Origin of the sequence: Tardiphaga sp. (assembly GCF_041424195.1) — a bacterium.
GTDB lineage: Bacteria > Pseudomonadota > Alphaproteobacteria > Rhizobiales > Xanthobacteraceae > Tardiphaga.
Genome location: NZ_JBGMOE010000180.1, coordinates 16317 through 42600 on the forward strand (window position 1 = coordinate 16317; position 26284 = coordinate 42600).

The following is a 26284-nucleotide window of genomic DNA, read 5'->3' on the forward strand; positions in this document are numbered from 1 at the left end:
GAATTTCCTTGACCCCTTGCTCCTGGTTCCGATTACGAACGCTCCTCACCTGCGCGTCAAGTTTCGCTTGGTTGAGGGGGAACTCGTATCGGCCACCGCGCTTTCGCGAGTGCCCCACGGGAGCATGCTGTCCTTCTCGCTGTCCGGTCGGCGCCGCACCTTGCAGATGCGATGATGGTGCAACCAGATCGTCGTCCTGTGCGACCGAGCCCCCGGCAGCGACGGCCGTCACCCAGCATGCGGGCGCGAGAGCTGACGGAGGGCGCATCCGCCCGCTGGCGGCGGCGAGTCCTGGCACGCCGTGCTGTTCAGTTCAGATGGTGCCTATTGATGACGATCGGCGTCGCTGCGCTGCTTGCGCTGCTGAGTCCGGGATCGGACGGTGCCTATTCCTGCCTCTCGCGAGGCGGTGCAACGATGATCGCCGCGGGTCTCGAACTGGTCGCGTCATACATGATCGCGTGAACGGCAGTCTCCTGCTCGGTCGTGCTCAGGCGAAGAGACACCGCGCCGGCCATCTTGGCCGAGCTCATAATCGTTGGACTGGCCGACGCGGGTATCTCGATCTGGACGACCGTTCGACTGATCGAGGCCCGATGCATCTGACATCGGTGCCGGCGCATTGGCTGCAAGCGTCCGACGCGAAGGGAGCCCGGTAGATTACGCATTTGTAACTGGCGGGGCATGAGGATGCATCAATCGCGCGGTAGTTGAGTGGAGCGGTTCAAGCGGAAGGGTGGGGACATCAGTGTTCCTCTCCTTCTGCCTCCGCGGCACGGGAAGCAGCAGCCTTCGTGCATGCTTGCGAAGTGCCTCCTCTGGAACAAGGAAAATAGAATGGGTACCAACAGCCATACAGGCGCCGCCGATCACCACGACCGGGCGGCAAAGTCTCATCGCGCCGCTGCCGAGCACCAGAAGCGCGGTGATCACGCAGAGGCTGCGAAGCATGCCGAAGAGGCGCACGGGCACTCGTCCGCCGCGCATACAGAGTCAACCTCCGCCCGAGGGAGCGGCAAGCGATTGAAGTAGACCGGCCGCGTCGGCGGCGGCCTACCATCGGCGGGCGGAGCATGGACTTGCCGATGAACACTGGTGGCCGCCGATCTCGCGATAACTCGCGGACGGAACGACTGCTTTGCCCGCAGATGCGGGTCTCATGGTGACATATTGGAGATTGGTTGTGAGAAAAACCCTGTTCGGCTCGATGACGGCTGCATTCCTGATGTTGGCCGTTCAGCCTGCGCAAGCGCAGGTGACAACCAGCTTCCGAGGGTTCCGGGCCGAAGGGCAGGTGGGCCTGGATCGCTTCCAGTCTCAGGGCGCTCATCGGAACAAGCTCGGTTATGGCGGCGCCGGCGGGTTCGACGGAGTCATCAACGACCGGTTCGTCGTTGGTGCCGAAGGAAGCTATTGGCGAGGAAACAAGTGGAGCGAGAATTGCACACCGGGCACAATCGGTGGTGGCACGATCTGCACCAAGTCCTTCGAGGAGCTGGGGGCTGCCGTGCGCGCGGGCGTCTTGGTGAGGCCCAACATGCTGGCCTATGTCTCCGGAGGATACGTCAACAATGAGCAGCGCATGCGGTTCTCGGCACCGCGCGGTCAGACATCCTTCTCCGACCGTTACCGCACGGACGGTTACCAGCTCGGCGGAGGCGTCGAATACTCGCTCACTGACAAATACTACGTCAACGCGGCATACAAATATTCTCAATATTCCGATCACACCGCCCGACAGCGCGCGATGATGGGGTTCGGAGTACGATTCAATCCCTGAGCGTCAGTCGGCGGGTATCGAAGTGGCGACTTCCTCTCTGCGGGGCCGCCTTGCTCCCTGCCTGATGTCGGCAAGCCAGACCGCCAGGCAGATTGCGATGCCGATAGCTGTCCCTGCGACCACGCCCATCGAGGGCTGTTTAAGCAGCGCACCGGCGAACGCGCCGGCGATGACCGACAGCGCGAGGAGCGACCCACCAGCTCGGGGGTTCTTTACGACAGGCGCGGACATTAGGTGAGGTCCCTTCCTGATCTCGAGGATGCCAGCATAACCCACATCGGGGCAGACTCCACATTTAACGCAGACTCCTCGCCGAGATCTTCTTCCGGCGGAACGACGGAGGCGCATGGCAACGGCTTCGCGATCACGCCGGAACGTGGGTGGCGATTTCGAGGCGCCCGCATCCATACCCCGCACCGAGCGCACCAGGAGCAGATTTGGAACTTCACAAAAGCCGTGCGGAGGAGTTGGAAGACGGGGCCGCTGTCGACCAGCAGGCGCTAGTCGCTTCGCATGATGAAAGCCTCGGCGCGATGCCGCGACGGGCAGAACCTGTGGGTTTGGCAAGCGTCGGGCCTGTCGCGCCCTCTGGCCACTCTCTGACGGCGCTTTCGGCAGCGGAGCGGAGATTCGGGCACCAGCTGGTCGAATGCGGACCCGGCTTGCGTGCGTATGGCCGGTCCCTATCGGGTGGTCAGGACCTCGCCGAGGACCTCGTGCAGGAAACGATGCTGAGGGCGTGGAAGGCACGGGCATCTTTTGAGCCGGGCAGCAATCTGCAAGCCTGGACGCGCGTGATCCTGCGTAACGTGTTTCTAAGCGGCAGGCGGCGCAGCCGGTTCGTCGGCGAATGGGACGATCGGATCGCCGATCGCAAACTCATTTCGGCAGCAACGCAGCTGGAGCAGATCGAATTGACCGATGTGGCGCGCGCGCTGGACCGGCTGCCAGAAGAACAGCGGGAGGCGGTCTTGCTGTTCGGCGTAGAGGGGCTGTCGATAGAGGAAATCGCGGTTGCCACCGCCGTCGCGACCGGGACCGTGAAGAGCAGGATCGGGCGAGGGCGTGCGGCGATAAAGAGTCTGTTGGCTCACGAAAGCGCGCTTGGTACCCGGATAGCTGCCGCGCAGGCTGGGACGTCATCGTTGTCGGACAAATGCGAGGCCATCGCGTTGCAGCGCTCTGCCGCAGCCCGGGTCAAGCGGCGACGAAATCTGCACGCCCGCCGCGCTTTGGGCATGACCTTGATCGGCTGACGAGTTCGCGCCGAAACTGCGCGAAGAGCCGCGACGCGTCATCCGCGCTGTGCCGTGCCCCGCCTGACGCCGTCGGCGGATCCCAGCCTAAGGGCGATCAGCGCCCGCGCGCGAAGCGTCCGATGAGCTTTGGCAGAATGCGGGGGGCGGCGAGGAGACCGAGGAAGCCGATCGCCCAGACGACTATGATAAGCGGCTTCAGGACCGCTTTCAGGAAGACCGCGGCCTGGCCGAGAAAGCCGCCGGCGTTGATGCTCTGCGCCACGCTGGCCGCCTCCTTGCCGACTCCAGTCGCGAGGCCCTTGCCGCTATCAAGCACGAGACCGGCATTGGCCGCCATCCATCCGAGTACCGGATCGACAAGCGCGTAAGCGGTCCAGGCGAGCAGTGACCAGATCACGATGCCGGCGAGCACAACCATTGACGAGATCGACCTGGAAACTTTCTCTTCGTGGTACTGGCCTGGTGGCCTGCCCGTTCGTTCCTCGTAGGGGAAGCCATGCTCGCCGGGATCAACCCTTTGCGGGCGACCATAGCGCCTGTGTCCGCCCATGTCTGTCTCCGTTTTGGTGGCTAACATCCCTCACCTCAGGTTGCCCTGATATGAGGCCGAATGGCTTATGAAAGAATTTCTTGGGGCTTATTGGAACCGTGACGAGTTTGAAGGGTCGGCAAAGAACCAAAACGAAACTCAAGTTCCGTTGTGAACTGTCTGCGCAGAATCCACGCTGAGAGTATCAGCAGCCGGGCGGCATCCCAAGCCGAGCTCATTCGGCATGATTGAGCGAAGCGATCTTCCGCCGTTTGAAGCAGCTCGAGGGTGGCAACTTCGTCGCATCTGATCTGATCCGAATATCGGATATTCGACCTGTGAGGGCAATTGCGCCACGGCGTGATCTGCTGGAAGAAATCGTCGAGCGGAACCGCCAGCATGGCGCCTCCGAGAGGAGCAAGCCGCTCGTGAAGTTCGGGAAGGGTCGCCAGTCTCTCCGCGCGACACATTTTCCACCGTCGCAGAGTGTCGAGAACGAGCTTCTCGGCTGCACCGAGTTTGTGGAGGCCGCGGCGGCCGCATACGGATATCTGGATCACGGCCCGCCTTTCGAGTGCTTCGTCGACAGCTCAAAGAATGACTCTCCCTTGTGAGGGCCTTGCCTTCCTCGCCATCGAGGTGAAGTCCGGCGACAATCCATCTCCGGTCTGAGAGGGATCGTTATCATCCCGGCCCTCGGGGAGTATGATCGAGAAGCCTGAAGCCAGCGTGCAGCGACGATTACATCCTTGTTATGCTCGAGGCTGGAACTTGGGGCGACGCGCCAAAGGTGCAATGGACGCCCGGGGGAGAAAATCGGCACATGCCTCCGCGCGGCAAGGCGCCAGTGCTGCAACGGGCCGTCAGCTAGAGGTTTCAGTCAGATGATCAATCCGTTTTTCATGTTTGCGACCGGTATCGAGAACAGCATTCCGACGGTCGACAACGGCAGGGTGCGCGTTGATGAGATGGAGAAGTGCGGATTCTATACGAATTGGCGCACAGATTTCGACCTTCTTGAGGAGATCGGTATCCGCTTTCTCCGGTACGGGCCGCCACTGCACCGGACGTTCCTAGCGGCGGAACGGTTCGACTGGGAGTTTGCCGATCTGACGATGAACCGGTTGAAGCAGCTCGATATCGTGCCGATCGTCGACCTCTGTCATTTCGGCGTGCCCGACTGGATCGGCAACTTTCAAAACCCGGACTTTCCCAGTCTCTTCGAGCGATACGCCAGAGCATTTGCGCAGCGCTACCCCTGGGTTCAGCTCTACACCCCCGTCAACGAGATGTTCGTCTGCGCCACCTTTTCCGGTCTCTACGGATGGTGGAATGAGCAGGGAACGACCGATCGCACATTCGTCACCGCGCTCAAGCATCTCGTCAAGGCGAACATTTTGGCGATGGGAGCCATTTTGGACGTTCGGCCCGACGCGATCTTCATCCAGTCCGAAAGCTCCGAATATTTCCACGCCGACAGCGCTGAGGCGATCGGTCCTGCAGAGGTCATGAACGCCCGGCGCTTCCTCAGCCTGGACCTGAACTATGGTCGGCGGGTCGACTCCGAGATGCACAATTATCTGCTCGCCAACGGAATGACCGCGGAGGAGTATGCGTTTTTCCTGCGCAACAGCCCGCGACATCACTGCATCATGGGCAACGACTATTACATCACCAACGAGCATCGCGTCGCGGCTGACGGGCGCACCTGGGCAGCGGGCGATGTGTTCGGCTATGACGAGATCACCCGGCAGTATCATGACCGCTACCGGCTCCCTGTAATGCACACTGAGACGAACCTCAGCCAAGGACCGAATGGCGATGAAGCCGTGCAATGGCTCTGGAAGCAGTGGGCGAACGTGCTGCGGGTGCGCAACTCAGGCGTGCCGACGGTCGGGTTCACCTGGTATTCGCTCACCGATCAGGTGGACTGGGACACCGCGCTGCGCGAGGACAATGGCCGCGTCAATCCGGTCGGCCTCTACGATCTTGACCGCAACATCAGGCCGGTCGGGCGGGCCTACAAGAAGCTGATCGAGGACTGGCAGAACGTCCTGCCTACGCAGAGCGTCTGCCTTACCGTGCCGCTCGTGCTTCCGAGCGAGTTCGAGGAGCCGTTCGTAAAGCGCCGCATGGAGTGGATGCGGCAATATCATGAGCGACGCCCCCAGTCCGGCGCTGAGGAGGCGGTACAGGTTTGATCAAGGGCATGATGATGTGGCCCGCCTCCTTCCGCAGGTGCGTGGTTGGCGCCGGTTGGATCCTTGCCGCTCGCCCTTCAGCGAACCTGCTGAAGCAAGGCAGCGATAGCCCGCGGCGCAGGGTTTGTGCAGCCCGCCGAACGGCAGATTATCCATGTCGCGATTCGACGGTGCTGCTATGACCTCGGCCATGATCCGAATACAATCCAAGCGCCTGATGCTCATCCTCTTTGCCGTCGCCCTGATAAGCCTTGGAGTCGGCGTGACCGCATGGAAGCTCACCGCTGGGAGACAAGTCGAAGCGATCGACGCGCCCTTGGCCGGCGCTAAGATCGGTGGCCCGTTCCGGCTGATCGACCAGGATGGGAAGGTGCTCAGCAGCGAAAGTCTCAAGGGGCGATATCGGCTGATGTATTTCGGCTACACCTACTGTCCTGACATCTGTCCGACAGACGTTCAGAAGATGAGCCAAGGCCTGCGTGCATTTGAAGCGCAAGACTCCAAGCGGGCGGCCACGGTGCAACCGATCATGGTCACCATTGACCCCGAGCGCGATACCCCCGCGGTAATGAAGCAGTTCGTCCGTGCCTTTCACCCGCGGCTGATCGGGTTGACCGGTAGCCCGGCGCAGGTGAAGGCCGCGCTCTCCACCTTCGCCATCTATGCGCGCCGCGCCGGGCCTCCGGCTGCTACCGATTACCTGATGGATCACAGCGCGATCATGTATCTGATGGGTCCCGACGGCGAGCCGATTACTTTCTTCGCACGCGACGCCACCCCGGACCAGATCGCCGCCGACCTCGCGAAGTACGTGCGGTAAAGGGCGGCCGAGGCATTTACGCCCTGCTTAGTGCCGCGGAATCCAATAAGATGCAGCGCAGGCTCGGTTCGAAGCAGTGGGTGGCTGGCAGCTCGGCGCGGGGGCGGTGCTCCCGGTTGGCGGAAAGGGTGGTCGCCCTCGCGAGTCTGGTCGGACGGCTCGGTCAATCGCGACGCAACACTTCTGTTGGGCTGTCGCTTGGCTTTTGAGCGACGTGAAGGGGTCGGAACGAACTGCCGACGCTCTCTATCAGGCGAATCTCCCAGCGGCAGCGATCATTTCCACGATCGTTTCAAAGCTTGTTGCACCAGCGGGTTGCCGCCCCCGAGCCACCGAGGAACGGAGAGATTCTGCGATCGGAGGAACTCCGGATTGAAGAGCTTTGACTGATAGCGGGTTCCATAATCGCAGAGCATGGTCACGATCGTGCGGCCGGGACCGAGCTGCGCGGCCAGGCGAACCGCACCGGCCAAGTTCACTCCCGATGAGGGGCCGAGGCAAAGACCCTCATGCTCGAGAAGATCGAAGACCGTGGGGATGGATTCATCGTCGGGTATGCGGAAGGAGAAGTCGGGGGTGAAGCCTTCGAGGTTAGAGGTGATCCGCCCCTGGCCGATGCCTTCGGTGATCGAAGTGCCCTCCGAGCTGAGCTCGCCGCTCGTATAATAGCTGAAGAGGGCAGCGCCCGGCGGGTCCGCAAGCGCGATCGCTATGCCTGGGTTCCGCTCCCTGAGAGCGATGCTGACACCTGCCAGGGTGCCGCCGGTGCCGACCGCGCTTACGAAGCCGTCCACCTTACCGCTGGTCTGCTCCCAGATTTCCGGACCTGTGGTTTCTATATGGGCCTGTCGGTTGGCGACATTGTCGAACTGGTTTGCCCAGACGGCGCCATTGGGTTCGCGGTCGGCCAGCTCCAGCGCGAGACGCCCGGACAGCTTCACATAATTATTCTCGTCGGCGTAAGGGACGGCCGGTACTTCGACGAGCTCGGCGCCCGCCAGCCGAAGCATGTCCTTCTTCTCGCGGCTCTGCGTCTCCGGGATGACGATCACGGTGCGGTAGCCGAGCGCGTTTGCGACTAGGGTGAGGCCTATCCCGGTATTGCCCGCGGTTCCCTCGACGATGACGCCACCCGGCCGGAGCATTCCGCTGCGCTCGGCGTCCCGGATGATGAAGAGGGCGGCCCTGTCCTTCACCGACTGGCCGGGGTTCATGAACTCGGCCTTGCCGAGGATCTCGCAGCCGGTCTGCTCCGAGGCTCGCCGGAGCCTGATCAGCGGCGTGTTGCCGATCGCGTCGATGACGTCGCGGTGAATGGTCAAAGCGTTATATCCTCTCGTGGCCGTTGCCGCGCGGTTGTAAGAGCGATTCGTGCTAGCCTTGAACCGAAGGGCCGGGGGGCTCCATGGCCTCCGCATTCCCCATCTCGGGACAGTCGCCGCACAGACGGTTGGCCGGCACCGCGATGTCGATCCGCTTTGGATAGGGCAGGTCTAGCGCGGCCATGATCTCGATAAACTGTTCGAGCGTCTTGCCGCCACCCAACCGCGGGTTACGCTCGCGCTCCTGAGCCACCGTCGTGACATGGCGGTGCTGGTAGTCGTGCGCCGGGTAGACGAGCGTGTCGCAAGGAAGCGTGAATATTTTCTCGTGGATCGACCGGTAAAGCGCCCCCGCATCACCGTTCTGGAAGTCCGTGCGGCCACAGCCGTCGATCAGGAGGGCATCACCGGTGAACACGCGGCGCGAGCCGGGCAGATCGATAAGGTAGCTGTGGTGCGCGTCGTTGTGGCCCGGCGTGAAAAGGGGCTGGAAGGTGAGGCTGCCGACGCCAAGCGGGTTGGCCTCACTGACGCCAACGTCCGCACATGGAAGGCCATCCATTCCCGGATATGCGACCCTTGAGCCGGTCAGGCTGCGTAGCCGGCACGCGGACGTTACATGGTCCGCGTGAATGTGGGTTTCCAGCGTATATTCGAGCGTCAGCCCCAGCTCCTGCAGGACGGCAAGATCGCGATCGACGGTCTCGAGAACCGGATCGAGCAGCACCGCTTTTCCTGTGTCGCGGCAGCCGATCAGGTACGTATAGGTCGAGGACTCCGGCTCGAAGAGCTGCCGAAAGATCATTGCTCTGCTCGTGCGCCGGGCACTGCTTCTCGCCCTTCGGGCAACCCGGCAGCGGCAGCTTCTGCGTCGGCAGCGGCTTCTCCGCCGGGTTCACCCGGCTCGGCCGCTGCTGACGCCCGGAGGACTTCGACGCGCTCAAGATAGGCTTCCGCCAGCTTGTAGTGCGCGGCCGTGACCTCGGGCGTCTCGGAGCGTTGCGCCATCTCGAGCTCCTTCTCGGCGCGGCGTTGAAGGTAATCGAGATCATCATCATCAGACATGTCCACCTCCCTCGGGATTGATCGGCTCACCGAGCCAGCTACTCGACAGCATAAGCCTTCGTGCCCCCGGCGCCGAAGCTCAGCACCTTGAACGGCGCGGTCTTCGGCCCGGACATACCAGGGGACCCCGACGGCATGCCGGGCAGAGCGATCCCGCGGATGGCGGGCTTCTCCTTCAGCATCCGCTGCACCGCTGCTACCGGCACATGCCCTTCCACGGCATAGCCGCCCACCATCGTGGTATGGCAGCCTTGAAGCGCGTCGGGCACTCCAGCGCGCGCTTTGAAAGCGGCGAGATCCTCGATCGAAACCACTTTCACGTTCAGCCCTGCACTCCGTAGCGCCGCGGCGTGGCCGTCGCAGCACTCGCAACCGGGATTCTTGTACATCACGGCATTCGCCCGACCGGCTGCCCCTGCCGTAGCCGGGGAGGTGAAGGCAGCGCCGAGCAGGACCAGCGCGGTTACTTGCTTCAACATCGATAAAGCTCCTTTGTTTGCAGACTATGTTTCAATCCAACGCCACCGCCACGGCGGGACTGCCGGACCTGAACTGTGGCCAGGCCTGGCGAAGCACCCGGATCGCGGAACGGAAGAACAACACCGCGATGACGGCGCCCACGAGGATGTCGGGCCAGGCCGCCCCAGTTGCGTAGACGCCGCCGGCGGCGAGAAGGACTCCGGTGTTGGCGATGACGTCGTTGCGCGAACACTCGAACGTGCTGGACAGGTTCACGTCGCGGTGGCGGAATCGGTAGAGCAGCGCGAGGCAAGAGAGGTTGGCAACCAGCGCGATCAGCCCGAACAGAACCATCGTGCCGGCGGCGGGGGTCCCGCCGTTGACCAGCTTCAACGCCGCTTCGATCATGACCCAGATGCCGAAGGCAGCGATGATCCCGCCCTTCGCGACCGCAGCGCCGGCACGCCAGCGCAGGCTGCGTTGAAGTGCGTAGAGGCTCAGTATGTAGACCAGCGCATCCCCCAGCATGTCGACCGAGTCCGCCATGAGCGCGGTGGAGTTCGCCAGCATCCCGGCCGTGAACTCAGCAACAAACATGGCGAGGTTGATCGCAAGAACCACTTGAAGCACGCGCTTGACGCCCAAATGAGCGCTCAAGGCGGCGATCTCCTGCTCCTTGGCCGAGCAGCAGTCGTCACCCGTCAGGTGCGCACCTCCGGCAGGGCCGGGGTGAGGCTCGTGAGACACGGTATCGTTGCTCGGGTCGGAAGAGCTGCCTGAGCAGCAGGCGTCGCCGTCGTGCGGCGCCGCAACGCGTGCCGTCGCCGGCGCAAGAGGGGCCGTGGAGCGCTCTGACGATATCATCAGCGCCGCATCGCTTTTCTCGCGCTTCGGGCCGCCAGCATCTCCGCAGCAGTCCTCCATAGCCAGCTCTCCGCATTCACAAACACATGCTCGTCCCTATCTATAGGGCCTCTAGGGCCCAAACCCAATCAGCGGGTTGAGGCAGGCATGGTTTTCTGATTCACCACGGATGCGGGGGCGACGGAGGTGTGCATGGCGTTATTCTGGTTGTCGGACGACGCGTGGGCAGCGATCGAGCCGCATCTGCCCAAGAACCAGCCCGGAGCGCGCAGGGTGGACGATCGTCGGGTGATCTCTGGTATCCTGCACGTGCTCAAGAGCGGGGGCCGCTGGTGCGACTGCCCAGCCGACTACGGCCCGGCGACCACCGTCTACAATCGGTTCAACCGCTGGTCGGCGCGCGGCTTCTGGCTGAAGCTGCTTGATGCCTTGGTTGATGCGGGCGCGGTCACGAAGAGCACCGCGATCGACAGCACGTACGTGAAGGCGCAGCGTGCCGCGTTCGGAGGTAAAAGGGGGCTAAAGCGCAGGCGATCGGCCGCTCGCGCGGTGGCTGGACGACCAAGATCCACGCCCTCACGGACGTCGTCGGTCGCCCGTTCGCGCTGATGCTGACGCCCGGTAACGTCGCCGACGTGACCGCCGCACCCGAGCTGCTCGCCCGCATGGGCCGGGCGCGGTATGTGCTCGCCGACAAGGGGTATGACGCCGATCCGCTCCGTCGCGCGCTTCGGCAAGCCGGAGCCGTGCCGGTCATCCCGGGCCGCTCCAGCCGCAAGCGCAAAGTCCGCTATGACCGCGAGCGCTACAAGGACCGCCACCTGGTCGAAAACGCCTTCTGCCGCCTCAAGGACTTCCGCCGCGTCGCCACCCGCTACGACAAGCTCGCCGCCAACTTCCTCTCAGGCGTGGCGCTCGCAACCGCTCTCGCGTTCTGGCTGTGAATGAGTCTGGAGCCTAGCTGCTATAGGTTCAAGGGCATGGGTAAAATCCTCTCGATTGGAGCGTTGGCCACTCTCACAGGGTGCAAGGTGGTGACCATCCGCTATTATGAGCAGATCGGGATGCTGCTCGAGCCTGGCCGCAGCGCGGGTGGACACCGGGTCTATGACCGCCATCATCTCGAGCGCCTCAGGTTCATCCGGAAGGCGCGCGAGCTCGGCTTTCCGCTCGAGACCGTGCGGGGGCTTCTTGCCCTTTCGGAGCGATCGGACGACGCGCCCTGTGAGGAGGTGGACAGGATGGCCGCCACACGTCTCCGCGAGGTCCGAGCCAAGATCGCGGACCTCAGGGCACTTGAAGCCACGCTCGAGCGTCTCCTGAAGCAATGCGGGCACACCACCCTCGACGAATGCCGCATCCTCGACGCATTCCGAGGCGAGCCCCCGATCGCGGGGGTTTGACTAGCTATTGGCTTCAATGTCGCGACGATCGCCTGCACTTAATCCTGCGGCTGCGGCGTAACACGTAAATAGGGCTTCAGGGTCCGCCAGCCGCCCGGGAACTTCTCGCGGGCCTGCTCATCGCTGAGTGAAGGGACGATGATGACGTCCTCGCCCTGCCGCCAGTTCACCGGCGTCGCGACGCTGTGTTTGGAGGTCAGTTGCAGAGAGTCGATGACGCGCAGGATCTCTTCAAAGTTGCGGCCGGTGCTCGCCGGATAGGTGATGCTGAGCTTCAGCTTCTTGTCGGGCCCGATCACAAATACGGAGCGGACGGTGAGCGTGTCGCTCGCTTTGGGGTGGATCATCCCGTAAAGTTCGGCGATCCGGCGGTCAGGATCGGCGATCATCGGAAAATTGAGCGCGTGGCCCTGCGTCTCGGCTATGTCGCCCGCCCAGGCGTGATGATCCTCAATGGGATCAACGCTCAGCCCGATTACCTTGGTATTGCGCTTGTCGAATTCGGGTTTGAGGCGGGCGACCTCCCCGAGCTCGGTCGTGCAGACGGGTGTGAAGTCCTTCGGGTGCGAGAACAGCACCGCCCAGCCATCTCCCATCCACTCATGAAAACGGATCGGGCCTTCGGTCGTGTCGGCCTCAAAGTCCGGCGCGGTATCGCCTAGCTGCAACGTCATGCGCTTTTCTCCTCTTGTGAGAGCAGGCAAGTGGGCAGGACGCCATTGCTGCTAACAGACATGATGTAGGTGCTATACCCACTATAGCTTCAAGAGGCGGAACGTCGAGCCGAGCAGGCCATGCGGCGGGCGGCAAGCGGTAGAGTTGCAATTGGTTGGGCCCATCGACAGGGTTTGGGCCCGGGACGCATGGGGTTAGGCGGCCTCGGGTGTGAGTTGCAGCGCCGGTCGAGACGGCGCCCACCTTATCGAGGGTCACCGGTCTCCGGTTTAAGCGTACGTAAGAATCTACTTTTCGTGTAGTGGACACTATCAGCCCCAACGTTTTTGTCGGCTCCTTCGCGTTGCTGACGCTCAAGGAGAATATGGCATGACGGCCGCTACCGATCCCACAGCTCCAGACGAGCGACGCACGCTCTGGATCGTGCTGCTGCTGAATGCCGCGATCGCGGCGGGCTTCTTCGTCTCCGGGCTGTTTGCGGACTCCAGCGCGCTGATCGCCAACGGCGTAGACAACCTGTCGGACACGGCTGTCTATGCGCTCAGCATTATCGCGATGACCCGTGGAAACGCCTGGAAAACCCGCGCTGCGACCGCGTCCGGCGTGATGCTGCTGATCTTTGCCGGCGGCATCATGCTCGATGTCGGGCGGCGCTACATTCAGGGCAGCGAGCCGATTGGGCCAACGATGATGATCATGTCAGCGGTTGCCGGCGTGGTGAATTATACCTGCCTGCGGCTGCTCCAACGATTGAAGGAGCCGGACGTCAATCTGCGCGCCGCCACCACCTTCAGTTACAATGATTTCATATCCAACGGCGGCATCCTGATCGCTGGGTTTCTGGTGCTGTGGCTCGGCAGCAACTGGCCCGACCTGCTGGTCGGGCTCGCGACCGCCGTCATCGCGATCAAGGGTGGCATCGAGATCCTCCGCGATGCTCGCGCCGAGACCAAAAAAGATGACGCCAACCCGTCATGACCGACAAACTCGAACTCGACAGTCTTGATCCCCGAAGTGTCGGACGCGGCGGGTGCGTGCGTTGGCAATCCGTGCCAAGCTTGGAAGTCCGTGCCGTTCTCCAGCGGCACTCGTCCGCTCGCCTCGAACGCAGGCGAGGATTGGACGGTGGCTTCCTTCGGCAAGGCTGCCACAGTTTCAAAGCCCGAACGTAGGAGAGACCTTTTGGGGCAATGGATTCAGCAGCTCATCGATCAGCTCGGTTACTTCGGCATTGCGGTACTGATGTTCGCCGAGACGGTGTTCCCGCCGCTTCCCTCTGAAGTGATCATGCCGCTCGCCGGGCTGCGTGCCTCGCGCGGGGCGCTGTCGCTTCCCGGCGTGATCGCTGCCGGTGCATGCGGCGCGATGGCTGGCAACCTGGCATGGTACCTCGCTGCCCGCGCGATCGGGTTCGACCGGCTGCACGGTCTGGTTGACCGGCATGGGCGGTGGCTGACGCTCGACTGGGATGAAGTGGAGCGCGCTCAAGGCTGGTTCCGCCGCCATGGAGCGGCGTTTGTGTGCCTCGGACGGATGGTGCCCACGGTCCGCTCCGTGGTCTCGATCCCCGCCGGCCTGTTGTGGATGCCGCTCGCGCGCTTCCTGTTATGGTCGTCGCTCGGAACGACGGCGTGGACGGCAGCGCTTTCGTACGCCGGTTACATGCTCGGCCAGCGCTACACGGCGGTTGACCGCTACCTCGGCCCGGTCTCCACCGCTGTCATCGTAATCCTCGTGCTCTGGTACGCTTGGCGGGTGGCCACGTGGAAGCGCCAAGCATGACTGAACGAGCGGAGGCAAAGGGAGCAACTACTCGCCGCGCCTTTTGGCGGACCGCACAGGCAACGCGCGCGGCGGTGATCGTCGATGCCGATGCCTATTTCACCGCAGCACGGTCAGCGATGCTGAAAGCCGAGCGGCGCATCTTCCTGGTCGGCTGGGATTTCGACGCCCGCATCCGCTTCGGCGAGGGGGATGATGGGGGGCCGCCGACCGTAGGCGCATTCATCAGCTGGCTGGTGAGGCGTCGTCCCGGACTCCACGTCCATATCCTTCGTTGGGATGTAGGCGCGCTGAAGACGCTGTTTCACGGCCGTACATTGCTGACGATCCTGCGCTGGATCCGCGATCCGCAGATCCATCTCAAGCTCGATGGTCATCACCCGGTCGCGGCGTCCCACCACCAGAAGGTCATTGTGATCGACGATTGCGTCGCTTTCTGCGGTGGAATCGACATGACCCGCGACCGCTGGGACACGCGCGCGCACGATGACCAGGAGCCTCGCCGGGTGGAACCCGACGGCAAACCCTACGGCCCCTGGCACGATGCTGCAATGGCGCTGGAGGGTCCGGCGGCGCGCGCCCTGGGCGATGCCTGCCACGACCGCTGGCGCGCTGCCGGCGGGCGGCCGCTCGAGCCCGTTGAAGGTGGCGGGGATTGTTGGCCCGAAGGGCTGCGCGCCGACTTCGCCGATCTGCCTGTAGGCATCTCACGTACGTTGCCCAAGATGGAAGATCAGGAGCCGGTCCATGAGATCGAAGCGCTGTACGTGGCGCTGATCGCGCGTGCTCGTCGGCTGATTTACGCCGAGAGCCAGTATTTCGCCTCCCGCCGTGTCGCCGAAGCGATCGCGCGCCGCCTGGAAGAGCCAGACGGGCCCGAGATCGTCCTTGTGAACCCGACCACCGCGAACGGATGGCTCGAGCCAATCGCGATGGATACAGCGCGTGCGCGGCTGGTCGGAGCTCTGCGCGAGCGCGACGTTCACGGACGCTTCCGGCTCTACCATCCCTTCACTGCGGCCGGTGAGCCCATCTACGTTCATGCCAAGGTGACGATCATCGACGATCAGATAATCAGGGTCGGCTCTTCCAACTTCAACAATCGCTCGCTGCGCCTCGATACCGAATGCGACGTCACGATCGACGCCGCCGCATCTGATAGATCGGCCGACGCGGCGCTGGCAATCGCCGGCATCCGTGACGGGCTCGTCGCCGAGCACCTTGGCGTAAGCCGCGCCGTCGTCAGCGCGAAGCTCGCGCAAACCGGGTCGCTGATAGAGACCCTTACCGCACTCCAAACCTCAGGACGGTCGCTGCGCGATTATGTCCTGCCGGACCTGTCCGCGCTTGGGGAATGGCTCGCGGACAGCAAGCTGCTCGACCCCGAGGGTCCCGACGAGATGTTCGAGCCGCTCTCCCGGCGCAGGAGCCTGCTGTTCCACTTGCGCCACCGGCATGGAAGACTTTTGCGACGGCCGATCGCCTAAGTCGCCTCCAGACCATAGCGGTGGACACCTAAAGACCTTCGTAGCGGCGCTCAGCGGACGCGCGCTACTGGATACACTTGCACGCGTCGGTCGCCCGAGCATATGCTTAACGAATTATAATCACCTTTACTCAACGGTGACCGGAACTTCCTTATAGGCCGGACGGGTAGCGCGATGAATGTGAACAGGGTGGCGGAGGTGATGGCGTTGCGCAACACCATCCTCCAGCGCAATGCGGTACTACGCGAAGCCGTTTCGACCCAGGGCGCCAACACGACTGGCCAGCCGGAGGGCGCGGCGGCAACGCCGAGCTTCGCGGCAACGTTGCAAACCGCGCTCAACAAGGTGAACGCGCTCCAGGAACAGGAGGACGTCGTTACGGAGGCCTATGAGCGCGGCGAGACCACCGATATCGCCACCGTTGCGCTGATGCAGCAGCGTGCCTCGATATCGTTCGAGGCGACGCTGCAGGTCCGCAACAAGCTTCTTTCCGCTTACAAGGACGTCATGAACATGGCGGTGTGAGCCGCCAAGGCGCGCCCGGCTCGGAGCAGCGAATGACAACAAGGTTCGTGGCGTCATCGTGCAACGCCGGTGAACTTTCTTCTTACCGCCGTTCGGCTCTGCCGGCGTGGTCCGGATAGCGATGGCCGCCGCGCCAATCGTGCTCTGGATAAGAACGGGCAATCGGGTCGGGTGAAGGCTGCGGCATCCTGTACGCGGGAGGTGGTGGCTTGTACGCAGGAGACGGGGGCGAGGCAGCAGGGTAGCCGCCGTAGCTTCCGCCCTCATAGGCGTGGCCGCCGTCCCAGCTAACCCCGCCGTGCCCGCCGCTCCAACTGACGCCGGCGCCATGGGTCTTGCGCTGTGCACTCGCGGGCGAGATTACCAGACTTGCGACGACCACCGTGCTCAGACCCAGGAAGATTGTTCTGATCACGGTTGCTCTCCTCGCGCACATGCAAAGGCTTGACGACTGACCTTCACCGATCGGCTCATCTCATCCGGTCAGTGCCAGTCAGTGCCGGAACAGACCGCCGAGGAATCCGCCGCGCCGGTAGCCGCCATGATCTCCCCCGCCGTGATGACCCCCATGATGCCCGCCGCGGTGCTCGTCGCCATAGCCACCGCTCCACGGACCCTGCTGGGCGTAGCCGGGAGCGGGGGACGAAATTGCCGGTCCGGGCTGGGGGGCAGCTACGGCCGCCTCATAGGCTGCGTTGCGTTCGATGATCTTGTCGAGCTCGCCGCGATCGAGCCAGATGCCCCGGCACTGCGGGCAATAGTCGACCTCGATTCCTTGCCGGTCGGCCAGCACAAGGTCCACCCGGCACACGGGACACAGCATGCCCTGCGCCCGCGAGGGTGCCGGGTTCTGGATAGGTACTAAATCAGCCATGATGAACTCCTCGTGCGGAAGGCACCCCGCAGGCGAGAGGGGTGCCTTCGTATCCTAATGCCTTCAGTAGCCGTAGTAGCGATTGCCGCCCCCTCGTTCGCGGCGTTCACGACGTTCGTGCTGCCGTTCTTCCCGCCACTCCCGGCGTTCGGCCCGGGCGTTGTGGCCGCGATCGTTATAGCGGCGGTCGTTGTAACCGCGGTCGTCGAAGCCATTGCCAGGCCCGCGATTGTAGGACCTGCCGTATTGCTCATAGGCAGAGCCATCGAAGCCGCGCGCATGGGCCTCGCCCTGATAGGGCTGCCCACCATATCCACCATAGGACTGAGCCATTGCCGGCGCGCCGAACGTGAGCGCAGCTACCGCGGCGATCAGAAAGCGTTTCATGATCATCTCCTCAATGCGGAGTGGCCGATCGCCACGCCTTGAGAACGCTATGAACTTGGCGGGATGAATGCGGCGGGTACCGAGCTGGCAGGCGTCATTCATCTTCAGTTTACAGGACTAGTGATGGCCCCCGCCGTGACCCCCGCCGTGACCCCCGCCGTGACCCCCACCTTGGCCGCCCCCACCGTGGCCGCGGCCGAAGTGGCCGCCGCCGAAACCGATCCCCAGCCCGAACGACCCGTAATAGGGGCGGCTGTAATAGCCTCCTGGATAATATGCGCGACGGTAGTCGGCCGCCGAAACCGCAACCACACAGGTCGGCATAGCGCCTGCGGGACTGGCAGCAGGCGTGCTGGACGGAGCAGGAGATGCGCCAGGAGTTGTCGGACCGGCTTGAAGGCCGATGGGCTCGGCAAGGACCGCGCCCGGTGTGGTGCAGGGAACCCGGTAATAGGAATAACGGGGCGCATATTGCGCGGTCGTGCATCCTGCCAACAGCGCGGCCGACCCCGCGGCGAAGCCAATCAGCCTCAGTGTCCGGAACGGCATCACTCTCTCCTTGCCGGTGCGCATCGCCACCAGCCTATTTTGTTATATCTATACTACACCATGGAGCCCCCCACGCCAAGGCGCCGAAATACTTCCGTTCGACTTGCTCAACATCATTTTTGTTACGCCATGCCACAGTCTGGCCTCGTTCATTAGCCGCAACCAGCGTCATTACCGGACCTCCCCCCGATCCCGCCGACGGCGGTGCCCTTGGCCCGATCCCGATCGTGCATCGCAACCGTGCCCTGCTGCGCCCCTCAATCGCTTGACGATTGGCCGTCACGATCCTGTCGGCCGCGACGATCGCGCGGAACGGGTCGGGCTAACGTTCTGGATCATGTGCTGACCTGCCTCCCGACGGGGCAGATCGAGCGTCCGCGCCGCCAGCCGGGAGCCGGTGTCAGCTCGCCGGCGCAACTTCGGTCGCGACGCGGCACGGCACTATCGCCCAGACTAAATATGCATCCCTTTTCCTTGCAGCACCAACGCTGCTTCCTTCAGCGACTCGGAAAGTGTCGGATGGGGATGCACGACAAGGGCCAGGTCCTCCGACGACCCGCCGAACTCCATGGCGAGAACAGCCTCAGAAATCATGGTGCCGGCATCCGGGCCGATGATGTGAACCCCGAGTAGGGCGTCGGTGCGTGCGTCGGCGAGGATCTTGACCATTCCGCGGGTGTCGCCATTGCATCGTGCTCTGCTATTCGCCGTAAAGGGAAACATGCCCTGCTTGTATGCGATGCCTGCGGCGTCGAGTTCCTCCTGCGTTTGTCCCACGGTCGCCACCTCTGGGGAGGTGTAGATGACGCCCGGCACGCGAGCATAATCGACGCCGGCGTACCGGCCAGCCAGCCCTTCCGCGCACGTGACGCCATCGAGTGTCGATTTGTGCGCCAACATGGGTCCGGGGATCACGTCGCCGACTGCAAAGACCCCTGCAACATTCGTCTTGAAACCTTGCCCCACGGGGATTCGTCCCTTGGCGTCAAGCTCAAGGCCGATCGCCTCGATGCCCAACGAGGCGGTGAAGGGTTTCCGTCCTACCGCGACCAGGATCACATCCGCCTCCAACGACTCAGGCTCACCGCCAGCCGCCGGCTCGATCGCGAGGCGGACTCCATCCTGAGTGGCTTCGGCGCTTGTCACGCGCCTCTGCAAGCGGAACTCGATGCCTTGTTGTTCAAGCATACGGTGAAGCTGCTTTGCAATTTGCCCGTCCATGCCTGGAACGATGCGGTCGAGGAACTCGATAACAGTTACGTCCGCGCCGAGCCGTCGCCAGACCGAGCCCAGTTCCAGACCGATATAGCCGCCGCCGATCACGACGAGCTTCTTCGGTACCTTCGAAAGCGACAGAGCGCCGGTCGATGAGACGATCCTTTGCTCGTCGATGACTACTCCAGGGATGGTCGCGACCTCGGAGCCGGTCGCGATGATGACAGCTTTCCGTGCTTCGACCACGCGGACCGATCCGGCTTCGGAAACGATGCTGAGCCGGCTGGCGGTCTCGAACCGGGCAGAGCCTTGAATCCAGTCCACCTTGTTCTTTTTGAAGAGATACGCGACGCCCTTGGTCAGATCGGCAACAACCTTCTCTTTTCGGGCAAGCATCTTCGACAGATCGAAGCTCACCCCTGTTGCGGCGATGCCGTGTTGCGCCAAGCCCTCCTGCGTCTCGGTCAGAACCTCGGATGAGTGCAACAGCGCCTTGGACGGGATGCAGCCGACGTTGAGGCACGTTCCGCCTAATGTGGCGCGCTGCTCGACGCATGCGACCGTCATGCCGAGTTGCGCTGCGCGGATCGCTGCCGGATAACCGCCCGTTCCACCCCCGATCACGATAACATCATAGGCGTCGTTCATCTCAATTCCTCAGTTTTGCACCGGTAGCTCACGGGCAATCTAGCTCTGATAGCCAAGTACCGTCATCAGCCTTATTGCGTTCCAGCATGCCGAGCATCCCGCGTCCGTCCGAAAACGTGCGCACCGGGGGCTCCGTGATTCCCTTGTCCGTCCAAGCTGGTTTGTGGGGCCTGCTTAGCGGGTCCGCGCTCCTGATCGGGGCGGCCGATAGCCTGGTTCGTGGTCACGCCGCGCAAAGTCGTCGCGCCGATCATGGCATTCGGTTGGGGCGCGCTGATCTCGGCGCAGTCGTGCGAACTCATGGACGAGCCTTGGAGGCAGGGGGGATACTTGGCGGTCGCGATCGGCTTCCTTGCTGGCGCGGCGGTGTACACGGCCGTCAACGTGGCGCTGGCCGGAGGAGACGCGCTGCTGATCGGCGCCGCGTGCACCGGCGCGTCGAGCACCAGCTGCACGCGGCCCGAGTGGCCCGGCGCCAGCGCCTCGTCGTCGAGCAGCACCACGTTGGCCGTGTGGTGGGCGGCGCCCAGGTGCACGTGCAGTGGCGACCACGGTTTGAGTGTGACGCCGCAATCGGGCGTGAGCGTGAGTTCGACATCGATCCGCTGCGAGCAGTCTGCCAATGCCGGCGCGACGCTCCAGGTGCCGCGCGCACTGTCTTCCCTGGCCACGCCGCCCAGGTTGCGCGCCCGCCGCCCCCCCCCACCGCCAGAATTCCTGCATCGATCATTGTCGGCACCAGCCTGCTTGCTGGCGGAGCGGTCGGCTGGGTCGCGGTGGCCACAGTGTTCCTGCGACCTCCCCGAGGACCTATCGATCTCGCCGGGCGTACGCAAAGAAGGCAAGACCGCAACCTATACCTTTACGCTTTGGACGGGCATCGCGCTCAGTATCGCGCTGTCTTCGTCCGCCGGCTACACGTTGCTCGACGCGCTTTGCCACAGGTCCTGGCCGCCCTTCGGGGCGCTGCCGACGGTGCCATCCGGCCGATGATCGTCGCACCATGGCACCCGAGGGAACGCACGATTACGCTGGGCTTACGACATTTCCGGTTCCCTGACCGCTTTTGGGCTGTCAAAACGCGCATGACAATGCTCATGAGGTTCCTATGACCGTCGTTGCTGCATATCTGTATCGTCACGGCGCACGGGTCCGTCCTGTGGCGATCGGTGAGAAGATCGACTGTCCGCAGGACAAGTCCGAGTTCATGTGGATCGGTATCGCGGACCCGACCGATGAAGAGCTTCAAACCCTCCAAAACACTTATGATCTCCACCCCTTGGCCGTCGAGGACGCGCGCAAGGGTGATCAGTTGCCAAAGATCGACGTTTACGGCGACCAACTTTTCGTGGTCGCGAGAACCGCACGGTTGGATGCCGACACGCTGACCTACGGCGAAACCGCGATTTTTGTCGGACACAGCCACCTGATCAGCGTCCGCCATGGTTCGGCGCGAGGTCACAGCGAACTGCGTGAGCACCTGGAGGCAGCTCCTGCCCTGCTGATGCATGGGGTCGATTATGTCCTTCACTCCATCCTCGACTTCGTCGTTGACGGATATCTGCCGCTGGTCGAGACAATCGAGGACGAGGTGTTGTCCATGGAGCAGAGAGCGCTCGACAACTTCCTTAACCGCGACGAGGTCAACCGCATCTTCACGCTGCGGCGCGAACTGATCCGTTTTCAGCGCGTTCTCGGTCCGATGAGCGAGGTGGCGGGCAAGCTGGTGAGGCTCGATCTTCCGTCCATCGACGACGATGCAAAACCCTACTTCAGCGATGTTCTCGATCATGTGCGGCGCGTGCAGGTCATGGTGGACGGCCTGCGCGAGGTGTTGAGTTCCGTGGTCGAGTTCAGCCATCTGATGGAGCAGCAGCGCACGGGCGCCATTACCAGGCAACTGGCCGGGTGGGCGGCGATCCTGGCGGTGCCAACGGCAATCGCGGGCATTTACGGGATGAATTTCGAGTATATGCCTGAACTTCAAAGCCGTTACGGCTACTTCGTCGTGCTCGGCGTTATCGCGATCGTGTGCACGACACTTTACCTGCGGTTCAAGCGCGCGCGTTGGCTTTGAGTTGGCGGAGATTGCGTTCGGGAGCTCGTTTCATTGACACGTCGACGTAACGTACACTGGTGGGAACCGATCTTGCCGGCGGGCCTTTGGCTCCTGGCAGCGAAAACAGTGAACCTCGTTACGAAATGCTTGCTCTTCATCCCACTTGCCCGGCGAGTCCGAATAGTCTTTCGATTGGTCCGCCTGTCGAGTCGGATATCCAACGCAGGATTTAATGTCTGGCGTCACCGCGGTGGCAAATGGCGATGATCGACTACAACTCGACGCGGGCGAACTGTCGGCAAACGATCAACTGTACAGGGGATAACCACAGAGGCGGCGGTCACGGAAGCGAGCGTCGTTGATCCGGGCCGCGGCTGCCGGGCGCGGCTATGGACTTTGGTTGCGAAGAACTCCTTCACTCAGTAGTCCTTTGAACGGATAATCGACTTATCCGCCTTGATCAGCCAGCGTTGATGCGGGTGCCGTCCCGGAATTGCTGGCGGCGCGGTTTATGTCGAGAACGGCCGGGGGCGAGTGCCCACGGGCCGCGCTGCCGAACGCGGGCGCGATATCCACGCGCAGCGCGACCTCGATGCGTGCGATCGCATCACGAAACAGAAAGCGAAGATGCTTGTCGGACGGAAGAGATCGACGGCATGATGGAATTCGGCGCCTGATCAGAACTAATCGGTGCGGATGGTGTGCGTCGCATCGGCAGGATCGAGGACAATCTGGTGGAACGGCTGCCAATAGGGGGTCATGCGCGCGTCGCCGATCCGCTGGAGATGGCGTTTAGTGTAGGGCGGAAGCATTGGCTCTCATATGAAGAAGGCCGCCCCTTGATGCCAGAGGCACCAGCGGGGACGGCCATGTTGCACCCTACTTAGGTCCGAAACGCTAAAGATCCAAGAACAAGTTGAAAGGCCGCCAGCCGCTGTCTCAGCCCGTTTGCGCCGGATACCCCAGCATCATGAGCCACTTTTTCATCATGGACATGACGCGCGTTCCATCAACCGCCGAGGCCGGGACGGTTGAACACGCAGGAACACTGGTAACCACGCCCCACAAGCTCTCCGCACGACGAGCGACAACAAGGTCTCGTATTGCGCGGCCCGCCCGATGGAAGTCGGGGACCCAGCATTCGACCGCACATGGGGGCCAAGGATGGTGTTCAAGAAAAGCCTGCCCGGACAATATGCCACCTAGTCTAGCGCGAAAACACGCGTTCATTGCGGGCCCGATCGGATCGAGATCGTGTGGAAGCTGCCATCGCACTTTTTGCCATGTGGATCTCGCGGTAGCGGGCAAAAAGGGTAAAACCGGTTATTTTACTCTATGCGGGGTAACCGTGTTCTCGCAGTGCAAGCCGAACCCCGGGGAGGGGGACGTCATATGACGCCTGATCCTGAAACATTGCGACATCGCATCCGCGCCGCGGGTTCTCTTCGTGCCACGCCAGAGCAGACCGCAATTTGGCGCGAGGACCTACGGGAGTCCCGCGCCAACCTCACGATCGAAGGATTGCGCCCAACGTCTGAGGACGACGCGCTGTTTGCCATGATGCTTGAAGAAGGTATTTCCCCCGCAGCCGTGGTCGAGGTCATCAGAGGATTTTATCCACCACCGATAAAGCCAGCTGACGGCTAGGCGACGGCTCGGTGGTGCGCTTTTACCGCCAAACTGAGCCTGTGCGAACGCCGGGAGCGGCGTCTGGCGAACAATCTTCGGATGGGCCGCTTCGTGCTTTTGCGGACCTTAATTCGGTCGCGCAGCGGGTCGCATCCAATAAGGAGCCTGTGCGGCTCAGCCGCGGTGCGACATACCGCCTACTTGGACCGAATCCTGCTTCGTCCTATTTCGTTGAAATGAGGAAGTTTAAGGTCACCTTGGCATGCAGCACGGTCCACGATCGCCTGACAGGGCCGTCTATCAAGGTACTCGGCGCTGGGCGCTGAGGATCGACTGGCGCTTGATAAAACCCTCGGCCTCACGGAGCTGATTGCATTGCAGGTCTTACCGCTGCAACGACCCCGAAACGGCGCGGAAGAAGGGATCATAACTCGGGAGCTGCGAGACACGTTCAGAGGGCGCCAGTACGAGGGGTGAGCGGCTACCCTATGATCGCTAGGTGCGCACTACGTTGAGCTTTTTTCCGGCAAGCCTCTAAGCGAGCTTTTATCGCGGCGCCGCTAAGGTGTCCGTTTTCCACTGGGAACTAAGCTGGACTTTGTACGTTATTGGCCAGGTCCAGGTCCAGAAGATGCCGTTTTCAGCGATGTGGTCGAGGGCCTGATCGAGGGGCAAGACGCATCCGCCCATATCGTCGATATCTTCCCATTTACGCCGGTGTGACCAGTAGCCGATCCTGACTTCGTCGCGCGTGCCGATGGGCTTGAGGCGGGCGATCGGTGCCTCGGTTGCCAGCAGGTAGAGGTGGTAAGCGCCTTTGTCTTCGTACCATCCGACGCCACCTCCATTAACGGCGTCGAACGTTTCGATGCGCAGAACAATTTCCTCGTTTTTCATGGTGCGTCCTGGCTGCCGTCAGGTCACAGCATATCCGAGTCAACTCGCCGCATGGCAACAGCCCAGGCGTTGCAACGTGCTTCATTCAGGATTCGAAGCATGGGATGTTGGACCAGAACAAGGCCGTTATCGGCGATCCCGTCCCCCACATGCTGCGCCAATGGCTGCAGGCATGGCGTTCCTGCTTTACTGCCCCCAGTTGGGAGCATGTACTTGTTCTTGTGATGGGCGGCCTGCTGGCCACAGGCAAACGTGTCCGGCGTCAGCGCCAATGGCACAGATTTGAGGTTGTGAATTAAGGAGGATTTGGGCTTCGTCGTAGTGACGAAGGAACGAAGATGAAGCCCAAATCCTCCTTGAAAAAATCGGTGAAGGCTCCTGCGGAGCAGGTGGTGAAGGACATCCGGCGGGCGACACGCCGGCACTTCTCTGCCGAGGATAAAATCCGGATCGTGCTTGAAGGCCTGCGCGGCGATGACAGCATTGCTGAACTGTGCCGCAAGGAAGGGATCGCCCAGAGCCTGTACTACACCTGGTCGAAGGAGTTCATGGAAGCGGGCAAGCGCCGGCTCGCCGGCGATACCGCCCGTGCCGCAACCACCGGCGAGGTCCAGGATCTGCGCCGGGAAGCCCGTGCGCTGAAGGAATGCGTGGCCGACCTGACCCTCGAGAACCGCCTGCTTAAAAAAAGCATGATCGCGGATGGGGGCGACGACGAATGAGATACCCTGCATCCGAGAAGCTGGAGATCATCCGGATCGTCGAACAGTCGCACCTCCCGGCCTGGCGCACGCTGGAGCAGTTGGGCATCCCGCGCCGGACCTTCTATCGCTGGTACGACCGCTATCTCGAAGGCGGCCCGGAGGCGTTGGAGGATCGGCCATCGGCCCCGCGCCGGGTGTGGAACCGCATCGGCGACGATATCCAGCAGCAGATCATCGACATGGCGCTGGATACAACCGATCTGTCGCCCCGCGAACTGGCGGTGCGCTTCACCGACGAGAAGCGCTACTTCGTGTCGGAGGCCACGGTTTATCGCCTGCTCAAGGCCCATGATCTGATTACCAGCCCGGCCTTCGTCGTGATCAGGGCAGCCGATGCGTTCCACACCAAGACGACGCGGCCGAACGAAATGTGGCAGACCGACTTCACCTACTTCAAGATCATTGGCTGGGGCTGGGTCTATCTGTCGACCGTGCTCGACGACTTCTCGCGCTACATCATCGCCTGGAAGCTGTGCACCAACATGCGAGCCGAGGATGTCACCGACACGCTGGACCTCGCGCTCGAGGCCTCGGGTTGCGACAGCGCAACGGTGCTGCACAAGCCTCGGCTGCTGTCGGATAATGGCCCGAGCTACATCGCGGGTGAACTGGCGGAATATATCGAGGCCCGGAAAATGAGCCATGTGCGCGGCGCTCCGATGCATCCCCAGACCCAGGGCAAGATCGAGCGCTGGCATCAGACCCTCAAGAATCGCATCCTGCTCGAAAATTACTTCCTGCCCGGTGACCTTGAGGCCCAGATCGAAGCCTTCGTCGAGCATTATAACCACCGACGTTACCACGAGAGCCTGAACAACGTGACGCCCGCCGACGCCTACTTCGGCAGGGCCGATGCCATCATCAAACAGCGCGAAAGGATCAAACGGAAGACCATCGAACATCGCCGCTTGCTCCACCGCAAGATCGCCGCTTAATATCAACCCCAGGACGAGGCCCGCACTCCGCTAATTTACGCCGCGAGTTGTGCCAAATGTTCTGACGACGGACACGGTAGGTCTCGGTAGCGAGAGCGACGGGGCCCTCGAAGCGGACGCTGACCTTGTAGTTGGAAAATGTAAACGACTTGAACG

Annotated in this window: 30 protein-coding genes; 15 read left to right on the plus strand and 15 right to left on the minus strand. The window is 62.5% G+C overall.

Annotated elements, in window-relative coordinates; genetic code table 11:
- Nucleotides 1-330 precede the first annotated feature (330 nt).
- Together ACEK02_RS24285 and ACEK02_RS24290 are read left to right on the plus strand one after the other, a co-directional pair.
- Nucleotides 331-465: a hypothetical protein gene (locus ACEK02_RS24285; protein WP_371424077.1), complete on the plus strand. Its 135-nt coding sequence runs from the start codon at nt 331-333 to the stop codon at nt 463-465.
- A gap of 718 nt (nt 466-1183) precedes the next feature.
- Nucleotides 1184-1780 (plus strand): outer membrane protein, encoded by a 597-nt coding sequence (locus tag ACEK02_RS24290; protein WP_371424078.1) that lies wholly within the window; start codon nt 1184-1186, stop codon nt 1778-1780.
- Nucleotides 1781-1783: 3 nt separating this feature from the next.
- On the opposite strand, the gene ACEK02_RS24295 is transcribed toward ACEK02_RS24290, so the two are convergent.
- On the minus strand, nt 1784-2011 hold the full coding sequence (locus ACEK02_RS24295; RefSeq protein WP_371424079.1) for a hypothetical protein: 228 nt from the start codon (nt 2009-2011) through the stop codon (nt 1784-1786).
- A 149-nt stretch (nt 2012-2160) separates the two neighbouring features.
- Here ACEK02_RS24295 and ACEK02_RS24300 point away from each other — a divergent pair, with 149 nt between their 5' ends.
- Entirely contained in the window at nt 2161-3036 is an 876-nt protein-coding gene (locus tag ACEK02_RS24300) for a sigma-70 family RNA polymerase sigma factor (RefSeq protein ID WP_371424080.1), read from the plus strand.
- A gap of 97 nt (nt 3037-3133) precedes the next feature.
- On the opposite strand, the gene ACEK02_RS24305 is transcribed toward ACEK02_RS24300, so the two are convergent.
- Nucleotides 3134-3589, minus strand: a complete 456-nt coding sequence (locus ACEK02_RS24305) for a hypothetical protein (RefSeq protein WP_300884013.1) — start codon at nt 3587-3589, stop codon at nt 3134-3136.
- A 227-nt stretch (nt 3590-3816) separates the two neighbouring features.
- Here ACEK02_RS24305 and ACEK02_RS24310 point away from each other — a divergent pair, with 227 nt between their 5' ends.
- The 3 genes from ACEK02_RS24310 (at nt 3817) to ACEK02_RS24320 (ending at nt 6589) form a co-directional block, all read left to right on the plus strand.
- The gene (locus ACEK02_RS24310) at nt 3817-4182 is read left to right on the plus strand and encodes a hypothetical protein (protein ID WP_300884011.1); all 366 of its coding nucleotides are present in this window, start codon (nt 3817-3819) and stop codon (nt 4180-4182) included.
- A 270-nt stretch (nt 4183-4452) separates the two neighbouring features.
- A complete protein-coding gene (locus tag ACEK02_RS24315) occupies nt 4453-5769 on the plus strand; it encodes a family 1 glycosylhydrolase (RefSeq protein ID WP_300884010.1) in 1317 nt (438 codons plus the stop codon).
- Nucleotides 5770-5923: 154 nt separating this feature from the next.
- The gene (locus ACEK02_RS24320) at nt 5924-6589 is read left to right on the plus strand and encodes an SCO family protein (RefSeq protein ID WP_300884008.1); all 666 of its coding nucleotides are present in this window, start codon (nt 5924-5926) and stop codon (nt 6587-6589) included.
- Nucleotides 6590-6864: 275 nt separating this feature from the next.
- On the opposite strand, the gene ACEK02_RS24325 is transcribed toward ACEK02_RS24320, so the two are convergent.
- The 5 genes from ACEK02_RS24325 to ACEK02_RS24345 are packed head-to-tail and all read right to left on the minus strand — an operon-like array spanning nt 6865 to nt 10359.
- On the minus strand, nt 6865-7905 hold the full coding sequence (locus ACEK02_RS24325; RefSeq protein WP_371424089.1) for a cysteine synthase A: 1041 nt from the start codon (nt 7903-7905) through the stop codon (nt 6865-6867).
- Between the two features lie 58 nt (nt 7906-7963).
- A complete protein-coding gene (locus ACEK02_RS24330) occupies nt 7964-8716 on the minus strand; it encodes an MBL fold metallo-hydrolase (protein WP_300884005.1) in 753 nt (250 codons plus the stop codon).
- Nucleotides 8713-8976: a hypothetical protein gene (locus tag ACEK02_RS24335; RefSeq protein WP_300884004.1), complete on the minus strand. Its 264-nt coding sequence runs from the start codon at nt 8974-8976 to the stop codon at nt 8713-8715. Before ACEK02_RS24335 ends, ACEK02_RS24330 begins: the two co-directional genes overlap by 4 nt.
- Before the next feature lie 38 nt (nt 8977-9014).
- Complete coding sequence (locus ACEK02_RS24340; RefSeq protein WP_300884001.1) at nt 9015-9455, minus strand: DUF411 domain-containing protein; 441 nt, start codon at nt 9453-9455, stop codon at nt 9015-9017.
- 31 nt (nt 9456-9486) lie between these two features.
- Nucleotides 9487-10359: a cation transporter gene (locus tag ACEK02_RS24345; RefSeq protein ID WP_300883998.1), complete on the minus strand. Its 873-nt coding sequence runs from the start codon at nt 10357-10359 to the stop codon at nt 9487-9489.
- Between the two features lie 132 nt (nt 10360-10491).
- On the opposite strand from ACEK02_RS24345, the gene ACEK02_RS24350 reads away from it, so the two are divergent.
- Nucleotides 10492-11243 (plus strand): IS5 family transposase gene (locus tag ACEK02_RS24350; protein WP_371424081.1). Its coding sequence is split into 2 segments (ribosomal slippage): nt 10492-10809 and nt 10812-11243, totalling 750 coding nucleotides; the frame shifts between segments, so codons are not numbered across the junction.
- A gap of 36 nt (nt 11244-11279) precedes the next feature.
- The gene (locus tag ACEK02_RS24355; RefSeq protein ID WP_300883994.1) at nt 11280-11702 is read left to right on the plus strand and encodes a helix-turn-helix domain-containing protein; all 423 of its coding nucleotides are present in this window, start codon (nt 11280-11282) and stop codon (nt 11700-11702) included.
- Nucleotides 11703-11740: 38 nt separating this feature from the next.
- Here the strand turns inward: ACEK02_RS24355 and ACEK02_RS24360 are convergent, their stop codons facing one another.
- The gene (locus ACEK02_RS24360) at nt 11741-12376 is read right to left on the minus strand and encodes a peroxiredoxin (RefSeq protein ID WP_300883992.1); all 636 of its coding nucleotides are present in this window, start codon (nt 12374-12376) and stop codon (nt 11741-11743) included.
- Nucleotides 12377-12746: 370 nt separating this feature from the next.
- Between ACEK02_RS24360 and ACEK02_RS24365 the strand changes: the two genes are divergently transcribed.
- From ACEK02_RS24365 to fliE, 4 genes are all read left to right on the plus strand, one after another.
- Nucleotides 12747-13355: a cation transporter gene (locus tag ACEK02_RS24365; RefSeq protein ID WP_300883990.1), complete on the plus strand. Its 609-nt coding sequence runs from the start codon at nt 12747-12749 to the stop codon at nt 13353-13355.
- A gap of 90 nt (nt 13356-13445) precedes the next feature.
- Nucleotides 13446-14159: a DedA family protein gene (locus ACEK02_RS24370; protein WP_371424082.1), complete on the plus strand. Its 714-nt coding sequence runs from the start codon at nt 13446-13448 to the stop codon at nt 14157-14159.
- Nucleotides 14156-15646, plus strand: coding sequence for a phospholipase D-like domain-containing protein (locus ACEK02_RS24375; RefSeq protein ID WP_300883986.1), 1491 nt, complete (start codon nt 14156-14158; stop codon nt 15644-15646). The genes ACEK02_RS24370 and ACEK02_RS24375 overlap by 4 nt, the downstream gene beginning before the upstream one ends.
- Nucleotides 15647-15820: 174 nt before the next feature.
- Nucleotides 15821-16171, plus strand: coding sequence for a flagellar hook-basal body complex protein FliE (gene fliE / locus ACEK02_RS24380; RefSeq protein ID WP_300883985.1), 351 nt, complete (start codon nt 15821-15823; stop codon nt 16169-16171).
- Nucleotides 16172-16253: 82 nt separating this feature from the next.
- Here fliE and ACEK02_RS24385 read toward each other — a convergent pair whose 3' ends face one another.
- From ACEK02_RS24385 to ACEK02_RS24405, 5 genes are all read right to left on the minus strand, one after another.
- Nucleotides 16254-16586 carry a hypothetical protein gene (locus tag ACEK02_RS24385; RefSeq protein ID WP_300883983.1) on the minus strand — a complete coding sequence of 111 codons (333 nt, stop codon included), beginning with the start codon at nt 16584-16586 and terminating at the stop codon, nt 16254-16256.
- Nucleotides 16587-16664: 78 nt separating this feature from the next.
- A complete protein-coding gene (locus tag ACEK02_RS24390; RefSeq protein WP_300883981.1) occupies nt 16665-17045 on the minus strand; it encodes a zf-TFIIB domain-containing protein in 381 nt (126 codons plus the stop codon).
- 63 nt (nt 17046-17108) lie between these two features.
- Nucleotides 17109-17432, minus strand: a complete 324-nt coding sequence (locus ACEK02_RS24395) for a hypothetical protein (protein WP_300883980.1) — start codon at nt 17430-17432, stop codon at nt 17109-17111.
- Between the two features lie 1002 nt (nt 17433-18434).
- On the minus strand, nt 18435-19844 hold the full coding sequence (gene lpdA / locus ACEK02_RS24400; RefSeq protein WP_371424083.1) for a dihydrolipoyl dehydrogenase: 1410 nt from the start codon (nt 19842-19844) through the stop codon (nt 18435-18437).
- A 71-nt stretch (nt 19845-19915) separates the two neighbouring features.
- Nucleotides 19916-20515 (minus strand): hypothetical protein, encoded by a 600-nt coding sequence (locus ACEK02_RS24405; RefSeq protein WP_371424084.1) that lies wholly within the window; start codon nt 20513-20515, stop codon nt 19916-19918.
- Nucleotides 20516-20952: 437 nt separating this feature from the next.
- Here ACEK02_RS24405 and corA point away from each other — a divergent pair, with 437 nt between their 5' ends.
- Entirely contained in the window at nt 20953-21921 is a 969-nt protein-coding gene (corA, locus tag ACEK02_RS24410; protein WP_371424085.1) for a magnesium/cobalt transporter CorA, read from the plus strand.
- Between the two features lie 665 nt (nt 21922-22586).
- Here corA and ACEK02_RS24415 read toward each other — a convergent pair.
- On the minus strand, nt 22587-22715 hold the full coding sequence (locus tag ACEK02_RS24415; RefSeq protein ID WP_371424086.1) for a hypothetical protein: 129 nt from the start codon (nt 22713-22715) through the stop codon (nt 22587-22589).
- A gap of 580 nt (nt 22716-23295) precedes the next feature.
- Here ACEK02_RS24415 and ACEK02_RS24420 point away from each other — a divergent pair.
- Entirely contained in the window at nt 23296-23550 is a 255-nt protein-coding gene (locus ACEK02_RS24420; RefSeq protein WP_371424087.1) for a hypothetical protein, read from the plus strand.
- 528 nt (nt 23551-24078) lie between these two features.
- On the opposite strand, the gene ACEK02_RS24425 is transcribed toward ACEK02_RS24420, so the two are convergent.
- On the minus strand, nt 24079-24429 hold the full coding sequence (locus tag ACEK02_RS24425) for a hypothetical protein (protein WP_371424088.1): 351 nt from the start codon (nt 24427-24429) through the stop codon (nt 24079-24081).
- Between the two features lie 338 nt (nt 24430-24767).
- Here ACEK02_RS24425 and ACEK02_RS24430 point away from each other — a divergent pair.
- Nucleotides 24768-26128, plus strand: a protein-coding gene (locus tag ACEK02_RS24430) for an IS3 family transposase (RefSeq protein WP_145206737.1) whose coding sequence is annotated in 2 segments (ribosomal slippage) — nt 24768-25112 and nt 25115-26128 — 1359 coding nt in all. Because the reading frame shifts where the segments join, the coding sequence is not laid out codon by codon here.
- Nucleotides 26129-26284 lie beyond the last annotated feature (156 nt).

What these genes read in the sequence shown, in the direction of transcription:
- ACEK02_RS24285 (WP_371424077.1), top strand. Translation starts at nt 331, where the DNA reads ATGACGATCGGCGTCGCTGCGCTGCTTGCGCTGCTGAGTCCGGGATCG.
- ACEK02_RS24295 (WP_371424079.1), bottom strand. Translation starts at nt 2,011, where the DNA reads ATGTCCGCGCCTGTCGTAAAGAACCCCCGAGCTGGTGGGTCGCTCCTC.
- ACEK02_RS24305 (WP_300884013.1), bottom strand. Translation starts at nt 3,589, where the DNA reads ATGGGCGGACACAGGCGCTATGGTCGCCCGCAAAGGGTTGATCCCGGC.
- ACEK02_RS24315 (WP_300884010.1), top strand. Translation starts at nt 4,453, where the DNA reads ATGATCAATCCGTTTTTCATGTTTGCGACCGGTATCGAGAACAGCATT.
- ACEK02_RS24320 (WP_300884008.1), top strand. Translation starts at nt 5,924, where the DNA reads ATGTCGCGATTCGACGGTGCTGCTATGACCTCGGCCATGATCCGAATA.
- ACEK02_RS24330 (WP_300884005.1), bottom strand. Translation starts at nt 8,716, where the DNA reads ATGATCTTTCGGCAGCTCTTCGAGCCGGAGTCCTCGACCTATACGTAC.
- ACEK02_RS24335 (WP_300884004.1), bottom strand. Translation starts at nt 8,976, where the DNA reads ATGTCTGATGATGATGATCTCGATTACCTTCAACGCCGCGCCGAGAAG.
- ACEK02_RS24340 (WP_300884001.1), bottom strand. Translation starts at nt 9,455, where the DNA reads ATGTTGAAGCAAGTAACCGCGCTGGTCCTGCTCGGCGCTGCCTTCACC.
- ACEK02_RS24345 (WP_300883998.1), bottom strand. Translation starts at nt 10,359, where the DNA reads ATGGAGGACTGCTGCGGAGATGCTGGCGGCCCGAAGCGCGAGAAAAGC.
- ACEK02_RS24355 (WP_300883994.1), top strand. Translation starts at nt 11,280, where the DNA reads ATGGGTAAAATCCTCTCGATTGGAGCGTTGGCCACTCTCACAGGGTGC.
- ACEK02_RS24360 (WP_300883992.1), bottom strand. Translation starts at nt 12,376, where the DNA reads ATGACGTTGCAGCTAGGCGATACCGCGCCGGACTTTGAGGCCGACACG.
- ACEK02_RS24365 (WP_300883990.1), top strand. Translation starts at nt 12,747, where the DNA reads ATGACGGCCGCTACCGATCCCACAGCTCCAGACGAGCGACGCACGCTC.
- ACEK02_RS24375 (WP_300883986.1), top strand. Translation starts at nt 14,156, where the DNA reads ATGACTGAACGAGCGGAGGCAAAGGGAGCAACTACTCGCCGCGCCTTT.
- fliE (WP_300883985.1), top strand. Translation starts at nt 15,821, where the DNA reads ATGAATGTGAACAGGGTGGCGGAGGTGATGGCGTTGCGCAACACCATC.
- ACEK02_RS24390 (WP_300883981.1), bottom strand. Translation starts at nt 17,045, where the DNA reads ATGGCTGATTTAGTACCTATCCAGAACCCGGCACCCTCGCGGGCGCAG.
- ACEK02_RS24395 (WP_300883980.1), bottom strand. Translation starts at nt 17,432, where the DNA reads ATGAAACGCTTTCTGATCGCCGCGGTAGCTGCGCTCACGTTCGGCGCG.
- lpdA (WP_371424083.1), bottom strand. Translation starts at nt 19,844, where the DNA reads ATGAACGACGCCTATGATGTTATCGTGATCGGGGGTGGAACGGGCGGT.
- corA (WP_371424085.1), top strand. Translation starts at nt 20,953, where the DNA reads ATGACCGTCGTTGCTGCATATCTGTATCGTCACGGCGCACGGGTCCGT.
- ACEK02_RS24415 (WP_371424086.1), bottom strand. Translation starts at nt 22,715, where the DNA reads ATGCTTCCGCCCTACACTAAACGCCATCTCCAGCGGATCGGCGACGCG.
- ACEK02_RS24420 (WP_371424087.1), top strand. Translation starts at nt 23,296, where the DNA reads ATGACGCCTGATCCTGAAACATTGCGACATCGCATCCGCGCCGCGGGT.
- ACEK02_RS24425 (WP_371424088.1), bottom strand. Translation starts at nt 24,429, where the DNA reads ATGAAAAACGAGGAAATTGTTCTGCGCATCGAAACGTTCGACGCCGTT.